The organism is Methylobacterium sp. AC315, from assembly GCF_979253755.1.
In genome coordinates, this window is sequence record NZ_CEEDEA010000007.1 from 144,033 (window position 1) to 166,369 (window position 22,337).

A 22,337-nucleotide genomic window follows, 5' to 3' on the forward strand; every position below is an offset into this window, starting at 1 on the left:
GTTCTTTCGGGCCTGACCACCATGCGAGCCCTGCTCACCGGCGGCATCAAGGCGATCCTCGGGATCGCCGCTCTCTCGACCGCCGCCCATTGGACGTTGCGCGTGCAGCGCGAATCCACCCCCGCGAGTCCGATCGCGGCCTTTGCCAGCTTGCCCGATCCAGCCGCGACCGGCTCGATCGAGCCGCGCCGGCCCGCGAGCGCTGCCGCCCTCGCGCCGGCCCCCGTGCCGGCTCCGGCCGCGGGCCTGGACCAGGGGCATCTGGCCGCGCTGATCGCCGGAGCGGCCCCGGCGAAAGCCAAGGTCGCCAAGACGGCGACGAAGACGGCGGCCGCCGACAAGGTCGCGGCCAAGCGCTGAGCCCGGCATCGGCGCCCGACGCCGTGCCGGCTGCATGGTTCCCCTGCGCGGCGGCGGGTGCCGCGGCGGGTGCACGCGTGGCAGATAAGCAGGCCTCCACCGAGATTTGGCAGGCATGAGCACGCAGGTCGCGACATCCGTCGCCAACGACAGGGCCTCCGCGCGTGCGGTCCCGTCACCCGACCTCGCGCACCGCCGGCGGATCGTCGGCATCGCCTTGATGTGCGGCGCGGTCGCCTTCTTCGCGAGCCTCGACGCCTGCGCCAAGACGCTGGCGCGGGCCGAGGTCGACCCGCTGGTCACCACCTTCATGCGCTACGCCGCCAGCGTCGCGATGATCTCGCTGTTCATCAACCCGGTGCGCACGCCCGGGGTGGTGAAGAGCCGGCGGCTGACGCTGCAGATCGTGCGCTCGCTGCTGCTGTTCGCCTCCACGGCCCTGAACTTCCTGGCCCTGCGCTACCTGCAGCTTGCCGAGACGATCTCGATCCAGTTCGCCGCCCCGCTCACGGTGGCGCTGCTGGCCGGGCCGCTGCTCGGCGAATGGTCGTCGCGGGCCCGGATGGCCGCGATCGGCGTCGGGTTCCTGGGCGTGCTGGTGATCGTCCGCCCGGGCCTCGGCGGGATGCACCCGGCCGCCCTGCTGTGCGTGGCCAACGTCGTGGTCTACGCCTTCTACGCGATCATCACGCGCAAGCTCGCGGCCTACGATTCCACCGCCACCACCATGTTCTACACCGGGCTGGCGGGCTTGGCGCTGATGGCGCCGCTCCTGCCCTGGATCTGGACGAACCCGGCGAGCCTGACCCATTGGGCGCTGCTGGTCGGGGTCGCGCTGTTCGGCACGCTCGGGCACTGGCTGCTGGTGATGGCGCATGCCCGCGCGCCGGCCAACGTGCTGGCGCCGTTCATCTATACGCAGCTGCTGTGGTCCGTGACGCTGGGCTTCCTGCTGTTCGGCGACGTGCCGAGCCGCTGGACGGTCGCCGGCGCCATGATCGTGGTTGGCTCCGGCCTCTATCTCCTGGCGCAGGAGACGATCCGGCGGGACAGGCCGGCCGCCTGAGGGCGACCGGCCGATGTCCGAGGCGGGGCTTTAGCGGCCCATGCGCTCCTGGCGGTCCATGCGCTCCTCGCGGCGGTTCTCGCGGGCGCGGCGGGCCGGATCCGGATCGGTGCCGAGCACGCCGCCGACGGTGCCGGTGGCCGCGCCCACCGCGCCGCCCACGACGCCGCCGACCGGGCCAGCCGCAGCCGAGCCGTCCTCGACGCCGCGCTGGGCGCCCCTGGCCGTGCCCTGGGCTTCGGCGCCGGTGGCGAAGGCCAGCGGGGCGAGGGCGAGGGCGGCGATCATCAGCTTCTTCATGGTCAACTCCTGGTCGTCGTTCGGGACGAGTTCCGCGACGTGCGCGTCGCGGAGGACGTACCGGTCAACGGTTCAAGCGCCGAAAGGTCTCATCAGGCCTCGCAGGGCCGCCCGCTGGCATCGGGAAGGGGCCGCTGCTAGAGAACGGGTCATGTTCGCTTCGCATGCTCTTCGCGGCCTGGGCCGCAGGCTTCGAATTATTGGCCCGGCCTCCGCGTAAATGAGTGCCCGCTTCGGCGAGGCCGCGCGGAAGTCCGGGATCCTGCTGCCGCCCGCCCTGCCCTTGCCGGCCCATTGCCGCCGGCCCGACCGCCGATGCGAGATCCGATGACCACCCCCGAGACCGCGGCTGCCCGCGACTATTCCAAGACCCTGTTCCTGCCGCGCACCGAGTTTCCGATGCGCGCCGGCCTGCCGACCCGGGAGCCGCTGCTGCTGGAGCGCTGGGCCGCGATCGACCTCTACGGGAAGATCCGCGCCGCCGCTTCGGGCCGGCCGCGCTTCGTGCTGCACGACGGGCCGCCCTACGCCAACGGCAACATCCATATCGGCACGGCGCTCAACAAGATCCTGAAGGACGTGATGGTGCGCTCGGCCGGCGCCCTCGGCCTCGACGCCAACTACGTCCCGGGCTGGGATTGCCACGGCCTGCCGATCGAGTGGAAGATCGAGGAGCAGTACCGCGCCAAGGGCCGCAACAAGGACGACGTGCCGGTGATCGAGTTCCGGCAGGAATGCCGGACCTTCGCGGCCCACTGGCTCGACGTGCAGCGGGCGGAGTTCAAGCGCCTCGGCGTCACCGGCGACTGGGACCACCCCTACGCGACCATGGCCTACCCGGCCGAGGCGGTGATCGCCGACGAGCTGATGAAGTTCTCGATGAGCGGCCAGCTCTATCGCGGCTCCAAGCCGGTGATGTGGTCGGTGGTCGAGAAGACCGCCCTCGCAGAAGCCGAGGTCGAGTACGAGGAGCATGTCAGCGACACCGTGTTCGTCGCGTTCCCGATCCGGCAAGGAGCCGATGACGGGGCCGATGCGGCGCTGAAAGACGCCCGCGTGGTGATCTGGACGACCACCCCCTGGACCATGCCGGGCAACCGCGCCGTCGCGTACTCCAAGAAAATCGCCTACGGGCTCTACCGCGTCACGCAGGCCCCGGCCGAGAACTGGGCCACCCCCGGGCAGACCTACCTGCTGGCCGACAGCCTGGCCGCGACGGTGTTCAAGGCGGCCCGGGTCGAGGCGTTCGAGCGCGTCGCCGACGTGCGGCCGGAGACGCTGTCAGGCCTCACCCTGGCGCATCCGCTCAAGGGCCGCGGCTACGACTTCGCCGTGCCGATGCTCGACGGCGACCACGTGACCGACGAATCCGGCACCGGCTTCGTCCACACGGCGCCGAGCCACGGCCGCGAGGATTTCGATCTCTGGATGTCCAGCGGCCGGCTGCTGCAGGAGCGCGGCATCGACCCGGCGATCCCGTACACGGTGGATGCGGACGGCGCCCTGACCAAGGCCGCGCCGGGCTTCGAGGGCACCCGGGTGCTCACCGACAAGGGCGAGAAGGGCGACGCCAACAAGGCGGTCATCGCCGCGCTCACCGAGGTCGGGGCGCTGGTCGCCCGCGGCGTGCTGCGCCACCAGTACCCGCATTCCTGGCGCTCCAAGAAGCCGGTGATTTTTCGGAACACCCCGCAATGGTTCATCGCCATGGATCGGCCGGTGGACAGCCTGGGCAACCGCTCGCTGCGGGAGGTCGCGCTCCAGAGCATCGAAGAGACCCAGTGGGTGCCGCCCCAAGGAAAAAACCGCATCAACGGCATGGTCGGCAATCGGCCCGACTGGGTGGTCTCGCGCCAGCGCGCCTGGGGCGTGCCGATCACTGTGTTCGTCCACCGGGAGAGCGGCGAGATCCTCAAGGACGAAGGCGTCAACGCCCGGATCCGCGACGCCTTCAAGGAAGAGGGCGCCGATGCCTGGTTCCGGGACGACGCGGCGCAGCGCTTCCTGGCCCCGGACCACGACCCGGCCGCCTACGAGAAGGTGACGGACGTCCTCGACGTCTGGTTCGATTCCGGCTCGACCCATGCCTTCGTGCTGGACGATCCGGAGGCGTTCCCGGCGCTCGCCGGCGTGCGGCGCGTCCGCGACGGCGGCCAGGACCGGGTGATGTACCTGGAGGGCTCCGACCAGCACCGGGGCTGGTTCCAGTCTTCGCTGCTCGAATCCTCCGGCACCCGCGGCCGGGCGCCCTACGACATCGTCCTGACCCACGGCTTCGTGCTCGACGGCAAGGGCCTGAAGATGTCGAAGTCGAAGGGCAACGTCGTCGCGCCGCAGAGCATCATCAAGGATTCGGGCGCCGACATCCTGCGCCTGTGGGTCGCCGCCTCCGACTACACCGACGACCTGCGGATCGGCCCGGAGATCATCAAGACGTTCGCGGAGACCTACCGGAAGCTCAGGAACTCCCTGCGCTGGATGCTCGGCTCCCTGGCGCATCGGATCCAGGGGGATGACGTCGCGTTCCAAAATATGCCGGAGCTGGAGCGGCTGATCCTGCACCGGCTGGCCGAGCTCGACGGCGAGATCCGTGAGGCCTACGCGACCTACGACACCAAACGGGTCGTGGCGCTGCTCAACGGCTTCATGACCGGCGACCTGTCGTCGTTCTACTTCGACGTGCGTAAGGACGCGCTGTACTGCGACCCGATCTCGTCGGTGACCCGCCGGGCGGCCCTACAGGTGATCGACGAGACGTTCCGCCGGGTCGTGGTCTGGCTGGCGCCGGTGCTCGCCTTCACGGCGGAGGAGGCCTGGCTCGAGCGCTACCCGTCCGCCGACGGCTCGGTGCATCTCCAGACCCTGCCGGAGACCCCGGCCGAATGGCTCGACGTCCCCCTCGCGGAGCGCTGGCAGAAAATCCGGAAGGTGCGCCGGGCCGTGACCGGTGCCCTGGAGGTCGAGCGTGCGGCCAAGCGCATCGGCGCGAGCCTGGAGGCGGCCCCGACTGTCTACGTCGGGGACCCCGAGCTGCTCGCCGCCCTGGAGGGCTGCGACTTCGCCGACACCTGCATCACCTCCGCGATCACGGTGGAGGCCGGTGAGGGCCCGGCGGAGGCGTTCCGGCTCGACGAGGTGCGCGGCGTGGCCGTGGTGCCGACCCTGGCCGAGGGGCGCAAATGCGTCCGCTCCTGGCGGGTCACCCCGACGGTGGGCGGCGACCCGGACTACCCGGACGTCACCCCCCGCGACGCCCAGGCCCTGCGCGAGTGGGACGCGGCGCACCCGGAGGCGAGCGCGGCGTGAGGGTTTTGGGCGCCTACACCGCCGACGCCTCCCTCCCCCCTCTGCGGGGGAGGGTGGGCCTCGCGTCAGCGAGAGTCGGGAGAGGGGAGCGCCGTGTCCGGAAAGCGCGCGACACGCGTGAAACCCTGAAGCGTCGCGCTGCCCCTCTCCCCCCCTGCTTCGCAGGGTACCCTCCCCCGCAGAGGGGGGAGGGAGAGGCGCGTGTGTCCGGTCCCCGCCCATGACCCCCACCCGCGCCGGCCTGCTGGCCCTGTTCCTCACCCTGGTCCTCGACCAGGCCTCCAAGCTCGGGCTCTATTTCGGCACCGACCTCGTGCTGACCCAGCCGTGGCGGCTGGCGCCGTTCGCCGACTTCGTGGTGGTCTGGAACCGGGGCGTCTCCTACGGCCTGTTCCAGCAGGAGAGCGGGTTCGGGCGCTGGTTCCTGGTGATCCTGTCGCTCGCCGCCGCGCTCGGCCTCGGCATCTGGATGACCCGGGCCGGGTCGCGGCTGCTCGCCGTGGCGCTGGGGCTGATCGTCGGCGGCGCGCTCGGCAACGCCATCGACCGGGCCGCCTACGGGGCGGTGTTCGACTTCGTCCACCTGCATGCCGGCGGCTGGTCCTGGTACGTGTTCAACGTGGCCGACGCGGCGATCGTCGCCGGGGTGATCGGGCTGGTCCTCGACAGCCTGAGCCCAGCCGGGCGCGGTACGTCCAAGGATCCGGCCAAGACCGGCCCCGCCCGGACCGATACGGCCCCTCGCCTATGATTCGCGCAACACACAGGCCCCAGTTGCCTCAAGGCTCTGGTGCGATGCGGTCAAGGCGCCATACGATCGCCGGAAACCGGTCCCACGCCGGGACCTGTCGGATCAGGCCGCGTGGCGGCCATCCCCGCGCCGGATTTCCGGCCGGAACCCGTGAGGCAGCATGACCGGGCATCGCAGGCTTCGTCTCATCCTCTCCGCCGCGGTCGCGTTGGCGCCGCTGCTGGCCGGCGGCGCGCAGGCGCAGGAGCGCGGCGAGTTCATGCGCGACGCGCTCTCCGGCATCGGCCTCCTGGAGAAGCGCCAGGACCCGATCGACTATCACGAGCGCCCGCCGCTGGTGATGCCGCCCAAGCTCGACGGCAAGGTCCTGCCGCAGCCCCGGGCCCGCTCCACCAGCACCGCCTGGCCCAAGGATCCCGAGATCGTCGAGCGCGAGCGCGCGGCCGCCGAGCGGCGGCGCCCGGTGGGCAACCAGGCACGCGGCCGCTACGACGACAACAACGCCACCCTGTCGGTGGACGAGATCCGCAACGGCCGCCGCGCCGGGGCGAGCGTCACCACCGAGGCCGAGCGCAAGCCGGGCGACACCAACCGCGACGACAGCCTGCTCAGCCCGTTCGACCTGCTGAAGGGCAAGAGCGCCAACGCCGAGCCCTCGGATGTCGAGCCGGCCCGGGACATCCTGACCGATCCGCCCACCGGCTACCGGCAATCTCCGAAGAAGCTGGCCCAGCCGCCGTCGCGGGACCCGATCAACAACGCCAGCCGCGAGCGCGACGAGGCCGACCCCCGGGCCTACCAGCGCCAGCGGGCCCAGCAGTAACCATCAGGCTGTGGCGCCGTTGCAACGGCGGCCCGGCATGGCAACATGGCATGTCTGTCCCGGTACGGCTCTTGCCGGCCGGAGACGAGGACGGCCCCGATCCACGCGGGCGTTCCGGTCAGGGGCGTCGCCGGCACGGGGCCGGCAAAAGGAAAGCGGAATGCACCTGTTCAGGAAGGCGACGCCCACCCTCTTCCCGCCGCGTCCGGGCTCGCCCTACGGCGGCAGCGCCGGCCGGGGCGAGGCCGCGCCGTTCGGGCGCTCCGAGGCGGGCGGACCCGAAGTCACGGCCTTCACCCTCGACAACGGCCTCGACGTGGTGGTGGTGCCCGATCACCGGGCCCCCGTCGCGACCCACATGATCTGGTATCGCAACGGCTCGGCCGATGATCCGTTGGGCCAGTCGGGCATCGCCCACTTCCTCGAGCACCTGATGTTCAAGGGCACCGAGAAGCACCCGGTGGGGGCCTTCTCGAAGGCGGTCTCGGGCCTCGGCGGCCAGGAGAACGCGTTCACCAGCTACGACTACACCGCCTATTTCCAGCGGGTCGCCCGCGACCATCTCGGCACCATGATGGCGTTCGAGGCCGACCGCATGGGCGGCCTCGTCCTCGACGACGCCGTGGTCGCCCCCGAGCGCGACGTGGTTCTGGAGGAGCGGCGCATGCGGGTCGAGACCGACCCCTCCGCCCAGCTCTCCGAGGCGATGGCCGCCTCGCTGTTCGTGCACCACCCCTACGGGATCCCGATCATCGGCTGGATGCACGAGATCGAGGGCCTGAATCGCGAGCACGCGCTGGCCTATTACAAGCGCTTCTACACCCCCGAGAACGCGATCCTGGTGGTGGCCGGCGACGTGACCCCGGACGAGGTCCGCAGGCTCGCGGACGAGACCTACGGGCGCGTCGCCCCCCAGGGCACCCGTCCCGAGCGCCTGCGGGCGCGCGAGCCCGAGCCCAAGGCCCTGCGGCGGGTCGCGGTCGCCGACCCGAAGGTCGAGCAGCCGACCCTGCAGCGGCTCTACCTGACCCCCTCCTGCATCACCGCCCGCGACGGCGGCTGCCACGACCTCGAGCTGCTGGCCGAGGTGCTGGGCGGCGGGTCGACCTCCTACCTCTACCGCAAGCTGGTCATGGAGACCGGCCTCGCGGTGAATGCCGGCGCCTGGTACATGGGCTCGGCGATCGACGAGACCCGGTTCTCCGTCTACGCGGTGCCGGCCGAGGGCGTCTCCCTGGAGGCGCTGGAGGAGGCCGTGGACAAGATCCTGCGCCGCGCCCCCGCGGAGGCGCTCGGCGCCGAGGCGATCGAGCGGGCCAAGACCCGGCTGGTCGCCGAGACCGTCTACTCCTCCGACAGCCAGTCCTCGCTCGCCCGGATCTACGGCTCCGCGCTGGCGATCGGCGAGACCATCGAGGAGGTCCGCCGCTGGCCGACCGACATCGAGGCGGTCTCGCAGGAGCGCCTCAAGCTGGCCGCCGAGCGCTGGCTGACCCCGGCCCGCTCGGTCACCGGCTACCTGACCAAGGCTCAGGACCCCGACGCCCCGGTCGCGATGGCCGCGGAGTAGTTCCTTCGGGCGCGGCCCGGCGGGCTCTTTCTCGCGCCGCCGGGACCTGCGTCAGGACGAGAGCTTGCTCCGCCTCCGCCCGTGACACGATAAGACAATGAGGTTCCCATGAGCGTCGCCGAGCACTTGGTCGACACCGCCGCCCCCGCCAGCTCGCCCACCACGGCCCTGCCGGTGACGACCGCCGCGGGCATCGAGGCGTGGCACGTCGAATCCCCCGTGGTGCCGATGATCGCGCTGGCCTTCACGTTCGAGGGCGGTGCCGCCCAGGATCCCGCCGGCAAGGCCGGCTGCGCTCAGATGCTGGCCCGGCTCCTCGACGAGGGCGCGGGCGACCTCACCTCCGACGCCTTCCAGGAGCGGCTGGCCGCCCGGGCGATCGAATTGTCCTTCCATGCCGGCCCCGACGCGGTCGGCGGCTCGCTCAAGATGCTGGTCAAGCACGCCGACGAGGGCATCGCGCTCCTCGCCCTGGCGCTGGCCAAGCCGCGCCTCGACCCGGACGCGATCGAGCGCGTCCGGGGCCAGGTCATCGCCGGCCTGCGCTACCAGCAGAACGACCCGGGCGTGCTGGCCTCGCGCCGGTTCTTCAAGGAGGCGTTCGCCGGCCACGCCTATGCCCGGCCCTCCTCGGGCACGGTCGAGAGCGTCGCCACCATCACCCGGGACGACCTCCTGGAGATGCATGCCCGCATCATCGGGCGCGGCCGGGTGAAGGTCGCGGCGGTGGGCGCCATCGGGGCCGAGCAGCTGGCCGAGGGCCTGAACCGCGCCTTCGGGGCCCTGCCCGAAGCCGGGACGCTGAAGGCGGTGCCGCGGACCGAGGTGCAGGATCTCGGCCGGCGCATCGTGGTCGACCTCGACGTGCCGCAATCGGTGATCCGCTTCGGCATGGCCGGCGTGCCCTGGCGCGACCCGGACTTCATCCCGGCCTACGTCCTGAACCACATCCTGGGCGGCGGCGCGTTCACCTCGCGCCTGTTCCAGGAGGTGCGCGAGAAGCGCGGCCTGGCCTACTCGGTGGGGACCTCGCTGGTCAGCCACCGCTCGGCCGCGATGACCTGGGGCTACACCGCCACCAAGAACGAGCGCGTCGGCGAGGCGCTGTCGGTGATCGGCGACGAGATCGGCCGGCTGATCACGGATGGCCCTGACGACGACGAGCTGCAGAAGGCCAAGGACTACCTCACCGGCTCCTACGCGCTGGGCTTCGACACCTCGACCAAGATCGCCCACCAACTGGTGCAGATCGCCTTCGAGGAATTGGGTATGGACTACATCGCCCGCCGCAACGCCCTGGTCTCGGCCGTGACCCAGGCCGACATCCGCCGCGCCGCCGCCCGGACTTTTGCGGACGGGAAGATGCTGGTGGTGGCCGCCGGCCGGCCGGTGGGGCTCTGAGGTTCAGGCCGCCGCGGGGGCGAGCGGCGCGATCCGCGCGATCTCCGGCCCGATGCTGAGGCTCAGCGTCTCCACCTCGTACTGACGCTGGAGGTTGAGCCAGAACTCTGCGCTCGTGCCGAAATAGCGGCTAAGACGCAGCGCCGTGTCGGTCGAGACTCCGATCTGCTCGGCGGCGATCCGTTCGATCCGGGTCCGCGGGACCCGGCAGGCCCGCGCCACCGTGCCGGCCGACAGGCCAAGGGGAATCAGGAAGTCCTCGCGCAGCACCTCGCCGGGATGCAGCGGCGGCAGGACGGTGTCGGTCTCGTACGCGACGGCCATCGGGTGTCTCCCAGAGGCGTGGGGCATCGCAGTCTACCCCCTTACGCCCACTGCAATCCAGCTTTGCGCTCGCAACGCCGTCGTCCGAACCCCACCTGAGGCGCCTCAAAGCGGGGCCCATACGAAAAGCCATGCAACTCACCGGCATCCATCACCTCACCGCGGTGACCGCCCGCGCCGCGGAGAACGTGGCGTTCTACACCGGCACGCTCGGCCTACGGCTGGTGAAGAAGACCGTGAACCAGGACGACGTCTCGGCCTATCACCTGTTCTACGCGGATGGCCTGGCGAGCCCGGGCACCGACATCACGTTCTTCGACTGGCCGGCGCCCCCCGAGCGGCGCGGTTCGAACAGCATCACCCGCACCCACCTGCGCGTGCCGGGCGAGGGCGCGGTGGCGTGGTGGCACATGCGCCTGCGCGATGCCGGTGCCGTGGCGGCCGAGCCCGCGCTGCGTGACGGACGCCTCACCGTGGATTTCGAGGATCCCGAGGGCCAGCGCCTCGCCCTGGTCGATGACGGCGGCACCGGCCCGGAGCACCCGTGGGACGCCTCCCCGGTGCCGGCGGCCTACCAGATCCGCGGCCTCGGCCCGATCCGGCTGTCCGTGCCGGCCCCTTCCCGCACCGCTGCCGTGTTGACCGATCTGCTCGGCATGCGCCTGTCGCGGCGCTTCGAGACCGGCGACGGCCCGGTCGAGGTCTACGCCATGGGGTCGGGGGGCCCGGCCGCCGAGGTTCAGCTCCTCGCCGACGCCGCCCCGCCGGCGCAGCAGGGTGCGGGCGCGGTCCACCACGTCGCCTTCCGCATCCCCGATGCGGATTACCAGGCCTGGGCCGACCGGCTGAAGGCCGCCCGGGTGCCGAGCAGCGGGCCGGTGGACCGCTACTATTTCCGCAGCCTGTATTTCCGCGAGCCCAACGGCATCCTGTTCGAGATCGCCACCGACGGGCCGGGCTTCACCGCCGACGAGCCGTTGGAGAGTCTCGGCGCGCGCCTCGCCCTGCCGCCGTTCCTGGAGCCGCGCCGCGCGGAGATCGAGGCGGGGCTGAAGCCGCTGCGGCCGGTCACCGCCGGTTAAATATTCGAACGATTCCAGGCGATTCACTTCTCCGGCAGGTGTGATCCTGGTGCGCCTTGACGAGCGTGCTGCAACTGCGAAAGAAGCATCCGATCAGGGGTTCGACGTCCGGATCCCGGCGAGATCGCTCCCGGGGGTCGCCCCCGCAGCCGCGGGGCGGCGGTCGCCCGCCGAACCCCATGCGCCCTGATTCATCGGGGGCATGGGCCGAGCATCAGAGGATTCGAGGACTGATCCGTCGATGAGCAAGTTCTACGAGGAGCGCGTTCTGTCGGTGCATCACTGGACCGACAACCTGTTCTCGTTCCGCACCACGCGGGATCCGGCGTTCCGGTTCCGCAACGGCGAGTTCACCATGATCGGCCTCGAGGTCGAGGGGCGGCCGCTGCTGCGCGCCTACTCGGTGGTCTCGGCGAACTACGAGGAGGAGCTCGAGTTCTTCTCGATCAAGGTGCAGGACGGTCCGCTGACCTCCAAGCTCCAGCACCTCAAGGTCGGCGACCCGATCATCGTCGGCAAGAAGCCCACCGGCACCCTGGTGCTCGACAACCTGCTGCCGGGCCGCAACCTCTACCTGCTCGGCACCGGCACGGGGCTCGCGCCGTTCCTGTCGATCATCAAGGACCCGGAGACCTACGACCGGTTCGAGAAAGTCGTGCTGGTCCATGGTTGCCGTCAGGTTCAAGAGCTGGCCTACGGCGAGACGATCAACGAGTCCCTGCCCAAGCACGAGTTCCTGGGCGAGATGATCTCGAACCAGCTGATCTACTACCCCACCGTGACCCGCGAGCCGTTCCGCAACCGCGGCCGGATCACCGACCTGATGGTCTCGGGCAAGCTGTTTGCCGATATCGGCCTGCCGGCGATGTCGGTGGAGAACGATCGCTTCATGCTCTGCGGCAGCCCCGACATGATCCGCGACACCCGCGAGCTGCTGAGCAACGGCGGCTACGAGGAAGGCAATCACGGCGAGGGCGGCCACTACGTGATCGAGAAGGCCTTCGTCGAGAAGTAGTTCTTTGGGACTTTGGGTTCAGCCCGGTGCGGTCCGCCGCGCCGGGCTTTTTCATGCCGACCCAACCGCGTTCACAGTCGTCCGCCGGCAAGGACGGTGCTGCTCGAAGACGTGCCGGCGGCCACGCCTCACCGCTCCCCCTGCGGCACCGGTGGCAGGCCGTCCGCGAAGGGGCCGCCGCCGGCGCTGAACAGCTTGCGCAGGAAGCCCGGGGCGATCGCCGAGAGCGGGTTCACGCTCACGTCCGGCGAGGCGAGCTTGCCGGAGACGCGGAAGTTGACGGCGAACAGCCCCTCGTTGTGCCCGCCCCCGAGGAGCGGCCCGAGGAGAGGCAGCTGCGAGGCGACGTTGTTGAGCCCGTAGAGCGGCACGAAGGTGCCGGTCATGTCCGTGCGCTCCCGGCCGGTATCGAGCCAGCCCGACAGGGTGAAGCCCATCGCGGCGTTCGAGATCGCCGCGTCGCTGAAGTCGACCCGGCTGCCGCTGCGCACGAAGTTGGCCCGCATCCGGTCGAAGGTGACGTCGCCGGCCGCCCGGCCCGGGGCGATGCGGCGGCCGCGGACCGTCTCCGCCTCGGAGGGCTCCGGCCCCTGTGCCATAATGCTCGACAGGGCCGGCTCGTTGCGGAGCGAGAAGTCGCGGATCTGGACCACGCCGGCCTGCGGGCCGTCGTTGAGGCCGATCCCGGCGGTGAGGCGCCCGCCATACATCCGCCGGTAGACGTCGACGAAGCGCAACGTCGCGCCGGCATCGGCCGACTCCACCGCCAGCGTCGGCACGCCGCGTTCGCCCCGGGCGACGCTGGCGACGAACGCCGCCGCGCGGAAGCGCCCGGTGATGTTGGCCGCCCGCAGGGTCCGGCCGTGCAGCGACAGCCGCAGGTTGGCGTTGGTCAGCGCCTCGTCGTTGAAGCCCGCCACGATCGGGACCTGGATGTCGGCATCGACATCCTTCGGGTTGGACTCCTTCGCCTCCTTGCCGCTCTTGGCGTCCGGGCCGCCCAGGGACTTGAGGAACGGGCGCGCATCGACCACCGCGCCGCGGACCACGACCTTGTAGCCGTTGCCGGTGCGGTCGAGGCTCACCCGCAGGTCGTCGCCCGGCGACAGCTTGACGTTCGTCAGGTCGGCGCGCTCCAGGCCGCCCTCCGGGCTGATCGTGAGGCTGCCGCGCGCGGAGGCCGGGGCGGCGTCGAGGGCGAAGTCGCGCAGCTCGTAGGTCTGGCCGGCATCCACCAGCGTGAAGCTGAGGCGGCCCGGCTTGCCCGTCGGCTTGGTCAGCCCGGGCACCAACCCGTCGATGCCGGCCCTGGCGAGATCCGCCTCGACCCGGATCGGCGGCTTGGCCGTTCCCGGGCGGCCTATCGGCACCACGGCGCGGACCGGGATGGTGCCGGACAGCTGCGGTGCGGTCGGCAGGCCCTTCTTGCCGCGCAAGGCCTCGTCGAGGGCCACTGTGACCACCGCCTCGCCGGGCTGGCCGACCTTGGGCTGGCGCATGTCCACCGAGATGGGGGCGCCCGCGACCCGGCCGTCGCCCTTCAGCGTGAAGGCGCCGCGGTCGTACAGCAGAGTGAACCTGCCCGCCTCCAGCCGATCCTTCCCCATCACCTTGTCGACCGAGAGGTCGGAGAGCGTCCCGGACAGGGTCACGGGCAGGCTCGGCAGGTCGGGCACGTGCTTGAGGTCGAGGGGGAAATCGACGCGCAGGTCGGCATTGCCCTTGATCGTGGCCGGGTCGAGATCGACGCTCATCAGGCTCTTGAACAGCTTCGCCTGGAGCACCGAGGCCATGCCGTCGGCCCCGCCGGTGAGCCGCATGCCGATCTGCGCCACGACCCGGTCCGGCGTGATCTGCGGGATCACGAAGCTGCCGTCCGTGACCGTGAGCCCGCGGCCGTCCGGGCCGTGGATCTCGGCGGTCACGTTGCGCACGGTGGTCGAACGGCCGGTGATGGTCCCGGAGACGTTGCCCTTCACCACCGGCGGCGCGTCGGCGGTGACGTCCAGCGCCGCGTCGGAGACGCGGAAGTCGATATGCACCGCGTCGTCGGGGGCGGGCTCGCCCCGGGTCGCAGCGGCCAGCACGGTGCCGGACATCTTCACGCGGATGTCCACGGCGTTGATCCGGCCGCGCCGCAGCTGGTCCACCAGGTAGGTGCGGGCCGGCGGGGCGATATGCTCCGGCCACAGCCGCAGCCCGGTCCGGACCTCGCCGTCGTGGCCGAGGATGCGCAGGGTCAGGCCGCCCTCGTCGGCGGTGGTGCCGATCGTGCCGGTGATCACCCCCTGCACGCCGGGGGCCGCCACGTTGAGCGCGTCGATGGCGATGCCGCCGTCGCGGCCGGTGAGCTGCGCGTCGATCGCGTCGATCTTCACCGGCGCGTCCTGCGGGGTCGCCCCGCGCAGGACGGCGTCGCGGCTCGCGAGCGTCGCGGTCCAGGCGGTTGCGGCGTCCGGCGGGCTCTCCGTCCAGGCGCCGGTCAGGTGGACCGCGTTGCCGGCCCCCCGGTAATCCAGGCCGGTGAGCGACATCACCCGGCCGGTCTCGTCCCAGTTCAGGGTCGCGTCCAGGCTCTCGACCGTGACCGGGTTGAAGTCCTTCTCCTCGATCAGGAAGGTGCCGTCGCCGGTATGGACCTTGGCGTTCATCGACGTGATCCGCCCGGCCGTCAGGCTCACGTCGGCGCGGGCCGAGAGCTTGAGATCGGTGGTCAGCGGCAGGCTCGATTGGCCCGTGAGCAGCAGCAGGTCGGGCACCGGCAGATCGTCCAGGGTGATCACCCCGGAGCGCGCCTGCGGCGTACCATCCTGCGTCTTCCCATCCCGCGTCTTGCCATCCCGCGGCTCGCCGCCCTCGCGCAGGGAGCCGCCGAAGCGCCACTCGCCGTGGGGGCCGTCCAGGCGCAACTCGAAGTTGCGGGTTCCGTTCACGGGATCGCGCCCGAACAGTCCGTTGACCCGGGCGAACACCGCGCGCTCGCGGCCGTCGTCGTCGATCAGCCGCAGGCGCGCATCGGTCAGGCGGGCACGGTCGAGGGCGCCGACGATGCCGCTGGAATCCAGCACCACCCCGAAGATCGAGGCCAGGGTCGCCGAGATCGGCGAGACCTTGCCGCGCGCGTCGTCCACGCTCGGCGGCGTGTGCGGCTCGATGTCGACCGGGTGGTTGGCCTCGGAGGCCGCGAACGCGATCGAGCCGTCCCGGTGCACGAGGGCGGTGGTCTGGGTCTCGCGGAACTCGATCGAGCGCGGCTGCAGGTTGAGGTGCAGGAGGCCCCAGGGGTCAAGGCTGACCACGGCGAGCGGCGCCCGCACCACCAAGTCGCCCTGCGGGTTGCGGATGTCGAGGCCGGAGAAGCGCAGGCTCAGGGCGTTCTCGCGGTCGAGTTCGAGGCTGCTGCCACGGATGGCGATGCTCCAGCCCGGCCCGATCCGCTCGGCCACCGCGGCTGCGACCCGACGGGACAGGGCATCGATCTGCAGCGGGCCGTTGGACAGGCGCAGCGCCGCCAGCCCGATCCCGCCGCCGACGAGCAGCACCAGGGTCAGCACGCCGACGAGGCAGAACCCGCCCCAGCGTCGCGCCGTCCCCCGAGGCTTGCCTGCCAAGGTCGTCTCGTCCGCCATCGGGACCCTTGTTCCGGGGCTTCGCGCGCGGAACTCCGCGGCCGGTGGATCGAAGCGCGGCCACGCTTTACAGCGGGCGCGTCTCCGAGTTTTGCTCGGGCGGCGCGACGCAACCTGATGGTGCTGCCGCGCATGGCGGGACTGCACACCATCAATCGGCCGAAAGGAAGGCACGATGCCACTATCAGTAGGCGATCAGGCCCCCGATTTCGACCTCCCCGCCTCCGGCGGAGGGCGGATCGCCCTGTCGGCGCTCAGGGGTCACAAGATCGTGCTCTACTTCTACCCGAAGGACGATACGAGCGGCTGCACCTTGGAGGCGCAGGATTTCAACGGCCTGCTGCCGGCCTTCACGGGCGCCGACGCGCAGGTGATCGGCCTGTCGCCGGACCCGGTGAAGAGCCACGACAAGTTCTGCGGCAAGTACGGCCTTACCTTCCCGCTCGCCTCCGACGAGGACAAGGGCGTGCTGGAGGCCTACGGGGTCTGGGTCGAGAAGAGCATGTACGGGCGCAAGTACATGGGCGTGGAGCGCACCACCGTGCTGGTCGACCGGGAGGGGCGCATCGCCCGGATCTGGCCGAAGGTGAAGGTGCCCGGCCATGCCGAGGCGGTGCTGGACGCCGCCCGGGCCCTGCCCTGACCGGACGGAGCGCGCGCGGCGCGACGGATCCTTAACCCTAAGCGGGTCTGAATGGCGGCTCCCACGGGGCCGTCCCGATGCATCGCCCGCCGCTTCCGAAGATCCTCGCCGCCGGGCTCGCCCTCGCCTTCGTGTGGGCGCTCGGCGCCTCCTACCTGGTCGTGTTCCACGACGACGTGCTGGCCGGCTTCGTGGCCCGCCAGGGGGCGATGCGGGACGCCTACGAGGCCCGGCTCGCCGAGCTGCAGGACCGGCTCGACCGCACGCACCGTGACCGGGCCGGGGCCGAATCCAGCCTGGCCGAGCGGGTCGCGGCGGCGCTGGAGCGTCAGGCCGAGCTGGAGCGCCGGCAGGCGGCCCTGGCAAATCTCGGATCCCAAAGTCTCGGATCCCAAAGTCTCGGTTCGGAAGGTCTCGGATCGCAGATCCCCGATCCGCTCACCACCGGCGCCCTGCCGTCGAAGCGCGATGACGAGTTCCGCCTGCGCCCGGCCGAGGCCGGCGGGCCGGCCCGGTTCCCGTCCCCCGCCCTCCCCCGCCGGAGCGCCCTCGACGCCGAGACCGGGCTGATCCGCCTGGAAGCGCGGCTCGACGGCGTGCGGGCCGCCCAGGGCGCGCGCCTCGCCCAATTGGTCGAGCGGGCCGGCGACACGGTCCGGCGCCTTCGCGGACTGATCGGCCGCATTGGCCTCGATCCCGACCGTTTCGACCGCAGCGCGGCGGGCACCGGCGGCCCGCTCGTCCCCCTCGATGCCGGCGCCCTGGACGGCATCGCCTTCGAGACCGGCTTCGACACCCACTTCGACACCCGGTTGGCCCTCGTCCGCCGGGCGCTCGACGACGGCGTGCGCCTGCACCAGTTCGCCGCGACGCTGCCGCTCGGCCGGCCGATACGCGGCCAGCCCACGGTGTCGAGTCCGTTCGGCACCCGCCTCGATCCGTTCACCCGGGGCCTCGCGCTCCATACCGGGCTCGACCTCAAGGCCGAGTACGGCGAGCCCGCCCGCGCCACCGCGCCCGGACGGGTCAGCGCCGCGGAATTCGCGGGCGGCTACGGCAACATGGTCGAGATCGATCACGGCCATGGCGTGGTCACCCGGTTCGGGCACCTCGCCCGCATCGCCGTGCGCCCCGGCCAGCGCGTCGCCGCCGGGGACGTGCTTGGCCTGGTCGGCTCGACCGGGCGCTCCACCGGGGCGCACCTGCACTACGAGACGCGGATCGACGGCGAGCCGGTCGATCCGCAGCGCTTCCTCGAGGCCGGCGCGGACCTCGCGGCCGCGCGCCCGACGGATTGAGCCGGCGCCGGCTTCTGCGATTCATGAGAGCGTCGCGCACATGCGCGTTGCCGAATACCGGCGCTGGGTGGAGCCGCGCCCTGACGAGGAGCGCTGGGAGCTGCGCGATGGCGGGCCCGTGCTGATGGCGCCGCCGAGCGCCCGGCACCATGACCAACGACCGCGGCCGCAAGCGCGCCTTCTACGCCACCGTCCCGAGCCTCCAGACCCTGCTGGTCGTCTCTCGGGACGAGGCCCGGATCGAGGTCTGGCGCCGGGATGCCGGCTGGACGATGCGGGTCGCCGGGCCGGACGCGTCGATTCTCTTGCCGGAACTCGGTGGCGGCCTGCCGGTGTCCGAGGTCTACGCCCGCGTGGCGTTCTGAACCACCGCTGTTGCGGCCGCGCCCGCGGGTGCTACCATCGCGCCTGGATCGGAGGGCGGCGATGGCTTTGGCCGCGAAGCGCGAAGCGCGCATGGATGTTGCCGAGTTCAGGCATTGGGCGGAGAGCCGCCCGGATGGGGAGCGCTGGGAGCTGCTCGACGGCGACCCCGTGCTCATGGCGCCGCCGCGCGAGCGGCACCAGCGCATCGTCATGAACTTGGCCGGACGCCTGGATGCGCTCGCCGAGCCGCGGGGCTGTCGCGCCATGCCGGGGCTCGGAATCCTCAGTGCGGTGCAGGACGACTTCGTGCCGATCCCCGCCGTGGTCGTGCGCTGCGGGCCATCGCTGCCGGACGGGTACGCCGAAGACCCGCTGCTCGTCGCCGAGGTGCTGTCGCCCTCGACCATGAGCCTGGACCGGGGCCGCAAGATTGATTTCTACCGGACGGTGCCGAGCCTGCAGGTCCTGCTGATCGTCTATTCCGACGAGGTCCGGGTTGAGGTCTGGCGGCGCCGGGGCGACGACTGGAGCGTGCAGGCGCTGGGTCCCGACGGCAGCGTCGCGTTGCCGGAACTGGACGGCGCCGTGCCCGTGCCCGACATCTACCGCGGTCTCGCATCCTGAGCGGCCGCACCCGATCTCAACCGGCCGGCTTCCCCGGCCCAGCAGAGCGTCAAGGCACCGACTTGCCCCACTTCGAAGATTTCTACGCGGCCAAGCTACGCGGCGCCCTCGGCGTGACGGATGCGGAATCGGTGCTCGACCTGCGCGGCACCAACCGGGCGACCGCCGAGGCGTCGCTCAAGGACATGCTGGAGCGCAGCCGCTTCGCCAAGGGCAAGACCGTGGCGATCCGCCTGGACCCGCCCCCGGAGGGCGGCGGCGAGACCCTGTTCCAGCCCGCGGGCCGCCTGCTCCTCGACGCGAAGCGCCGCGGGCTGATCGAACGCCTGCATACCCTGCCGGCCCAGGACGGGCTCGGCTTCTACGTCGCCCTGGCCGGCCGGGCGGACCGGACGCCGATGTGATCCGGCCGCGTACCGGCCCTGTGATCCGGCGCCTGCTGTAGAGCCGGCAACGGATCGCGCGTGGGCATCCGGGCGTTGAACGGTCCCACGCCATCGGATCCCGCCCATGCCGTATCTAGAACCCCGACTCGCCCGGTGCCGCGCATGAGGCCCGTCCCCGGTGGCCGCAACACGATCGAGCGCATCGCCCGCTTCGGCTACGGCGCCCGCGGGACCGTCTACGTCGTGGTCGGCGCCCTGGCGCTGCTCGCGGCGATCGGCCAGGGCGGCCGGGCCGGCGACAGCAAGGATGCCCTGCGCGCGGTGCTGGCCGGGCCGTTCGGCGCGGTGGTCGTCGGGCTGATCGCCCTGGGGCTTGCCGGCTTCGCGCTCTGGCGCTTCGTCGAGGGCGTGACCGATGCCGACCGGCGGGGCACGTCCGCCAAGGGGCTGGCGGTGCGCGGCGCCCACCTGGTCAGCGCGGCGATCTATATCGGCCTCGCCGTCAGCGCGGCCTCGCTCAGCCTCGGCCTTGGCATGAGCGGCGGCGACGGCATGCACGACGGCACCGCGTGGCTCCTGTCCAAGCCGTTCGGCCGCTGGCTCGTGGCCCTGGGCGGGCTCTGCGTGATCGGCGGCGGCTTCGGGTTCCTCGGCAAGGCCTGGCGGGGCGACGTCACCGACCGGCTCGCCCTCGACGCCGAGGCCCGCGAGCGCTGGGCCGGCCCGGTCGGCCGCTTCGGCTACGCGGCCCGGGGCATCGCCTTCCTGATCATCGGCGGCTTCCTGGTTGCGGCGGCCTGGCACCAGCGCTCGTCGGACGCGAAGGGACTGACCGAAGCCTTCGCGCTGCTGCGCGCGCAGCCCTATGGCTGGATCCTGCTCGGCCTGGTCGCGGCCGGCCACGCCGCCTTCGGGGCCTTCGGGCTGATCCAGGCCCGCTACCGGCACATCGACGCCCCCGACATCGACCGGGTGGACGACGCGGCCGGGGCGGCAGTCCGGGCTTTGTCGTGAAAGATAAGTCTTTGTAAATTGTCGCCCGTGCCCCATGTAGAGTTCACCCTCCGCGCAATTCCGTGCCCTGGGCGACGACGCGGAGGCGATAATGGCCCGGACTCTTATTACTGGTCGAGCACAAACGGTTACGACCGAGGATTTCAACGAGCGCGTCAGGATCCTGCTGGTCGACAAGATCTACCCGCTCAAGGGTCGGACCTACCAAAAGAACTTCAAGACCGGCTTCTCCGGCGCGATCGTCAAGTAGGCCGTTTCGCCGGCCGGATGCCCTCGAGGCGGCCGGCTGCGCGCTGATCGCTCGCGTTGACAGGGCGGGTGCCGCGGCGGATACCGCGCGGCACCCCATCCGGCCCCCGATGCAGCAGCGCTTCTACAAGATCGCGGTGATGGTGGCCCACGACCTCGCGGCGACCGCCGCCGCCGTGGTGCTCACCTTCCTGTTCCGCTTCCAGGGCGGCATGCTGGCCGAGCGCCTGCACGCCCTGCCGCTCCTGCTGCCGCCCTTCCTCCTGTTCGCCGGCCTGGTCTACGGCCGGTTCCGGCTGTACCGGACCAAGTGGCGCTTCGCCTCGCTGCAGGACCTCGCCGGGATCGTCCGGGCCGCCAGCGTCCTGGCGCTGGCCCTTCTGGTGATCGACTGGGTCCTGGTCTCGGCCGACCTGTACGGGTTCTACTTCTTCGGCAAGATCGCGATCCTTTTGTACTGGGTGCTGCAGATCTTTCTGCTCGGGGGCGCGCGCCTGGCGTTCCGGTACCTGAAGGACAGCCGCTCCCGGCAATCGAGCGCCCGGGCCGCCACCGTGCCGACGCTGCTGCTCGGGCGTGGCGCCGACATCGACGTGCTGATCCGCGCCATCGAGGCGGGCTCGGTGAAGAAGCTGGCGCCCCGGGGGATCCTGTCGCCCCGGGCGGACGAGACCGGGCAGTTCATGCGCGGCGTTCCGGTGCTCGGCGGCTTCTCGGACCTCGAGCGCGTGGTCGCCGACCTCGCGGCGGGCGGCGAGCCGGTGCGGCGGCTGGTGGCGGCCCCGAGCGCCCTCGTGCCGGAGGCCGCCCCCGACGACCTCATCGCCCGCGCCCGACGGCTCGGCCTTCCGCTCGCCCGGGTGGTCGGGCTCGGCGAGGGCGCGCAGGGTCCCGAGCTGGCGCCGCTCGAGATCGAGGACCTGCTCCTGCGCCCCACCGTGGCGATCGACCGGCCGCGGCTGGAGACGTTCCTGGCCGGCCGCCGGGTGGTGGTGACGGGCGGCGGCGGTTCGATCGGCTCCGAGATCTGCCTGCGGGCCGTGGCCTTCGGGGCCGCCGCGGTGCTGGTGCTCGAATCCTCGGAGCCGGCCCTGCACGGCATCCTGAGCCACCCGGCGATCCTGTCCGCCCAGGCCACGGTGACCGGCGTCCTCGCCGACATCCGCGACCGGGAGCGGGTCCATCAGGTCATCGCGGCGTTCCGGCCGGAGTGCGTGGTCCACGCCGCCGCGCTCAAGCAGGTGCCCTACCTGGAGCGTGACTGGCAGGAGGGCATCAAGACCAACGTGTTCGGCTCGATCAACGTCGCAGACGCCGCGGTGGCGGCCGGCGCCCGGGCCCTCGTGATGGTCTCCACCGACAAGGCGATCGAGCCGGTGTCGCAGCTCGGCGTCACCAAGCGCTTCGCCGAGATGGTCGCCCAGGCGCTCGACGCCGAGCAGTCGGCCCGCCCAGGCCACCCCACGCGGCTGATCGCCGTGCGCTTCGGCAACGTGCTCGGCTCCGTCGGCTCGGTGGTGCCGGTGTTCAAGGCGCAGATCGCCCGCGGGGGGCCGGTCACGGTCACCGATCCCGACATGGTCCGCTACTTCATGACCGTGCGCGAGGCCTGCGACCTCGTGCTGACGGCCGCCTCGCACGCGGACGGCGAGGGCCGTGCCGCCCCGGAGGCGGATCGCGCCGCGGTCTACGTGCTCAAGATGGGCCAGCCGGTCCGGATCGCCGAACTCGCCGAGCGCATGATCCGGCTGGCCGGGTTCGAGCCGGGGGCTGAGATCGAGATTGCCTATACCGGCGCCCGGCCCGGCGAGCGCCTCAACGAGATCCTGTTCGCCCGGGAGGAGCCCCGGGTCACCCTGCCGGGTATCGACGGGGTGATGGCGGCCCGCCCGGTCTTCGCCGACCGGGCCCGGCTCGACGCCTGGGTGGCGCAGCTGCGGGCGGCCGTCGCGGCGGGCGACCGGGAAGCCGCGGAAGCCGTGTTCGAGGCGGCGGTGCCGCATTTCCGCGAACGCCATGCACAACGGCCGGCCGGGCGGAATCCTGCCCCGGCCGGGGCGGCGGTCGAGGCCGGGCCTATGGCGGGTGCGGCGAGCGCTGCGATCGGCTGATCGGGCCGGCGGCTCCGAC

At 71.7% G+C, this 22,337-nt stretch carries 20 protein-coding genes; 17 read left to right on the forward strand and 3 right to left on the reverse strand.

Annotated features, from left to right (window positions below; genetic code table 11):
* Positions 1-21: 21 nt before the first annotated feature.
* On the forward strand, positions 22-360 hold the full coding sequence (locus AC0IY0_RS14520) for a hypothetical protein (RefSeq protein WP_147908400.1): 339 nt from the start codon (positions 22-24) through the stop codon (positions 358-360).
* A 115-nt stretch (positions 361-475) separates the two neighbouring features.
* Positions 476-1,426, forward strand: coding sequence for a DMT family transporter (locus AC0IY0_RS14525; RefSeq protein WP_471764245.1), 951 nt, complete (start codon positions 476-478; stop codon positions 1,424-1,426).
* A gap of 30 nt (positions 1,427-1,456) precedes the next feature.
* Here AC0IY0_RS14525 and AC0IY0_RS14530 read toward each other — a convergent pair whose 3' ends face one another.
* On the reverse strand, positions 1,457-1,726 hold the full coding sequence (locus AC0IY0_RS14530) for a hypothetical protein (RefSeq protein WP_147908398.1): 270 nt from the start codon (positions 1,724-1,726) through the stop codon (positions 1,457-1,459).
* Between the two features lie 327 nt (positions 1,727-2,053).
* Here AC0IY0_RS14530 and ileS point away from each other — a divergent pair, with 327 nt between their 5' ends.
* From ileS to AC0IY0_RS14555, 5 genes are all read left to right on the forward strand, one after another.
* On the forward strand, positions 2,054-5,032 hold the full coding sequence (gene ileS / locus AC0IY0_RS14535; RefSeq protein WP_471764246.1) for an isoleucine--tRNA ligase: 2,979 nt from the start codon (positions 2,054-2,056) through the stop codon (positions 5,030-5,032).
* 220 nt (positions 5,033-5,252) lie between these two features.
* Positions 5,253-5,783 carry a signal peptidase II gene (gene lspA, locus AC0IY0_RS14540; protein ID WP_147857337.1) on the forward strand — a complete coding sequence of 177 codons (531 nt, stop codon included), beginning with the start codon at positions 5,253-5,255 and terminating at the stop codon, positions 5,781-5,783.
* 160 nt (positions 5,784-5,943) lie between these two features.
* The gene (locus tag AC0IY0_RS14545) at positions 5,944-6,606 is read left to right on the forward strand and encodes a hypothetical protein (RefSeq protein WP_147857338.1); all 663 of its coding nucleotides are present in this window, start codon (positions 5,944-5,946) and stop codon (positions 6,604-6,606) included.
* A gap of 160 nt (positions 6,607-6,766) precedes the next feature.
* Entirely contained in the window at positions 6,767-8,176 is a 1,410-nt protein-coding gene (locus AC0IY0_RS14550; RefSeq protein WP_147910485.1) for a M16 family metallopeptidase, read from the forward strand.
* A 108-nt stretch (positions 8,177-8,284) separates the two neighbouring features.
* The gene (locus AC0IY0_RS14555; RefSeq protein WP_471764248.1) at positions 8,285-9,577 is read left to right on the forward strand and encodes a M16 family metallopeptidase; all 1,293 of its coding nucleotides are present in this window, start codon (positions 8,285-8,287) and stop codon (positions 9,575-9,577) included.
* 3 nt (positions 9,578-9,580) lie between these two features.
* On the opposite strand, the gene AC0IY0_RS14560 is transcribed toward AC0IY0_RS14555, so the two are convergent.
* On the reverse strand, positions 9,581-9,901 hold the full coding sequence (locus AC0IY0_RS14560; RefSeq protein ID WP_147856867.1) for a HigA family addiction module antitoxin: 321 nt from the start codon (positions 9,899-9,901) through the stop codon (positions 9,581-9,583).
* A 131-nt stretch (positions 9,902-10,032) separates the two neighbouring features.
* On the opposite strand from AC0IY0_RS14560, the gene AC0IY0_RS14565 reads away from it, so the two are divergent.
* Positions 10,033-10,983, forward strand: a complete 951-nt coding sequence (locus tag AC0IY0_RS14565; protein ID WP_471764250.1) for a ring-cleaving dioxygenase — start codon at positions 10,033-10,035, stop codon at positions 10,981-10,983.
* 241 nt (positions 10,984-11,224) lie between these two features.
* A complete protein-coding gene (locus tag AC0IY0_RS14570; RefSeq protein WP_147910481.1) occupies positions 11,225-11,998 on the forward strand; it encodes a ferredoxin--NADP reductase in 774 nt (257 codons plus the stop codon).
* A 128-nt stretch (positions 11,999-12,126) separates the two neighbouring features.
* Here the strand turns inward: AC0IY0_RS14570 and AC0IY0_RS14575 are convergent, their stop codons facing one another.
* Complete coding sequence (locus AC0IY0_RS14575; protein ID WP_471764251.1) at positions 12,127-15,627, reverse strand: hypothetical protein; 3,501 nt, start codon at positions 15,625-15,627, stop codon at positions 12,127-12,129.
* A gap of 175 nt (positions 15,628-15,802) precedes the next feature.
* Between AC0IY0_RS14575 and AC0IY0_RS14580 the strand changes: the two genes are divergently transcribed.
* The 8 genes from AC0IY0_RS14580 to AC0IY0_RS14615 all read left to right on the forward strand — a co-directional run bounded on the left by AC0IY0_RS14580 (position 15,803) and on the right by AC0IY0_RS14615 (position 22,318).
* Complete coding sequence (locus AC0IY0_RS14580; RefSeq protein ID WP_471764253.1) at positions 15,803-16,270, forward strand: peroxiredoxin; 468 nt, start codon at positions 15,803-15,805, stop codon at positions 16,268-16,270.
* Positions 16,271-16,347: 77 nt separating this feature from the next.
* A complete protein-coding gene (locus tag AC0IY0_RS14585) occupies positions 16,348-17,568 on the forward strand; it encodes a peptidoglycan DD-metalloendopeptidase family protein (RefSeq protein ID WP_471764254.1) in 1,221 nt (406 codons plus the stop codon).
* Between the two features lie 149 nt (positions 17,569-17,717).
* Positions 17,718-17,933, forward strand: a complete 216-nt coding sequence (locus AC0IY0_RS14590; protein ID WP_471764256.1) for a hypothetical protein — start codon at positions 17,718-17,720, stop codon at positions 17,931-17,933.
* Positions 17,934-17,994: 61 nt separating this feature from the next.
* Positions 17,995-18,558, forward strand: a complete 564-nt coding sequence (locus AC0IY0_RS14595; protein WP_147939422.1) for a Uma2 family endonuclease — start codon at positions 17,995-17,997, stop codon at positions 18,556-18,558.
* Between the two features lie 62 nt (positions 18,559-18,620).
* The gene (locus AC0IY0_RS14600) at positions 18,621-18,962 is read left to right on the forward strand and encodes a hypothetical protein (protein ID WP_147910761.1); all 342 of its coding nucleotides are present in this window, start codon (positions 18,621-18,623) and stop codon (positions 18,960-18,962) included.
* 144 nt (positions 18,963-19,106) lie between these two features.
* Positions 19,107-19,958, forward strand: a complete 852-nt coding sequence (locus AC0IY0_RS14605; protein WP_147910760.1) for a DUF1206 domain-containing protein — start codon at positions 19,107-19,109, stop codon at positions 19,956-19,958.
* Positions 19,959-20,049: 91 nt separating this feature from the next.
* Positions 20,050-20,208 carry a hypothetical protein gene (locus AC0IY0_RS14610; RefSeq protein ID WP_187193597.1) on the forward strand — a complete coding sequence of 53 codons (159 nt, stop codon included), beginning with the start codon at positions 20,050-20,052 and terminating at the stop codon, positions 20,206-20,208.
* A gap of 109 nt (positions 20,209-20,317) precedes the next feature.
* Entirely contained in the window at positions 20,318-22,318 is a 2,001-nt protein-coding gene (locus tag AC0IY0_RS14615; RefSeq protein WP_147910759.1) for an SDR family NAD(P)-dependent oxidoreductase, read from the forward strand.
* Positions 22,319-22,337: the final 19 nt, after the last annotated feature.

Bases quoted from the DNA above. Each gene is read 5' to 3' on its own strand.
- AC0IY0_RS14545 (WP_147857338.1), top strand. From the start codon at position 5,944: ATGACCGGGCATCGCAGGCTTCGTCTCATCCTCTCCGCCGCGGTCGCG.
- AC0IY0_RS14575 (WP_471764251.1), bottom strand. From the start codon at position 15,627: ATGGCGGACGAGACGACCTTGGCAGGCAAGCCTCGGGGGACGGCGCGA.
- AC0IY0_RS14555 (WP_471764248.1), top strand. From the start codon at position 8,285: ATGAGCGTCGCCGAGCACTTGGTCGACACCGCCGCCCCCGCCAGCTCG.
- AC0IY0_RS14520 (WP_147908400.1), top strand. From the start codon at position 22: ATGCGAGCCCTGCTCACCGGCGGCATCAAGGCGATCCTCGGGATCGCC.
- AC0IY0_RS14550 (WP_147910485.1), top strand. From the start codon at position 6,767: ATGCACCTGTTCAGGAAGGCGACGCCCACCCTCTTCCCGCCGCGTCCG.
- AC0IY0_RS14605 (WP_147910760.1), top strand. From the start codon at position 19,107: ATGAGGCCCGTCCCCGGTGGCCGCAACACGATCGAGCGCATCGCCCGC.
- AC0IY0_RS14580 (WP_471764253.1), top strand. From the start codon at position 15,803: ATGCCACTATCAGTAGGCGATCAGGCCCCCGATTTCGACCTCCCCGCC.
- ileS (WP_471764246.1), top strand. From the start codon at position 2,054: ATGACCACCCCCGAGACCGCGGCTGCCCGCGACTATTCCAAGACCCTG.
- AC0IY0_RS14595 (WP_147939422.1), top strand. From the start codon at position 17,995: ATGGCTTTGGCCGCGAAGCGCGAAGCGCGCATGGATGTTGCCGAGTTC.
- lspA (WP_147857337.1), top strand. From the start codon at position 5,253: ATGACCCCCACCCGCGCCGGCCTGCTGGCCCTGTTCCTCACCCTGGTC.
- AC0IY0_RS14565 (WP_471764250.1), top strand. From the start codon at position 10,033: ATGCAACTCACCGGCATCCATCACCTCACCGCGGTGACCGCCCGCGCC.
- AC0IY0_RS14530 (WP_147908398.1), bottom strand. From the start codon at position 1,726: ATGAAGAAGCTGATGATCGCCGCCCTCGCCCTCGCCCCGCTGGCCTTC.
- AC0IY0_RS14590 (WP_471764256.1), top strand. From the start codon at position 17,718: ATGACCAACGACCGCGGCCGCAAGCGCGCCTTCTACGCCACCGTCCCG.
- AC0IY0_RS14615 (WP_147910759.1), top strand. From the start codon at position 20,318: ATGCAGCAGCGCTTCTACAAGATCGCGGTGATGGTGGCCCACGACCTC.
- AC0IY0_RS14610 (WP_187193597.1), top strand. From the start codon at position 20,050: ATGGCCCGGACTCTTATTACTGGTCGAGCACAAACGGTTACGACCGAG.
- AC0IY0_RS14525 (WP_471764245.1), top strand. From the start codon at position 476: ATGAGCACGCAGGTCGCGACATCCGTCGCCAACGACAGGGCCTCCGCG.
- AC0IY0_RS14560 (WP_147856867.1), bottom strand. From the start codon at position 9,901: ATGGCCGTCGCGTACGAGACCGACACCGTCCTGCCGCCGCTGCATCCC.
- AC0IY0_RS14585 (WP_471764254.1), top strand. From the start codon at position 16,348: ATGCATCGCCCGCCGCTTCCGAAGATCCTCGCCGCCGGGCTCGCCCTC.
- AC0IY0_RS14570 (WP_147910481.1), top strand. From the start codon at position 11,225: ATGAGCAAGTTCTACGAGGAGCGCGTTCTGTCGGTGCATCACTGGACC.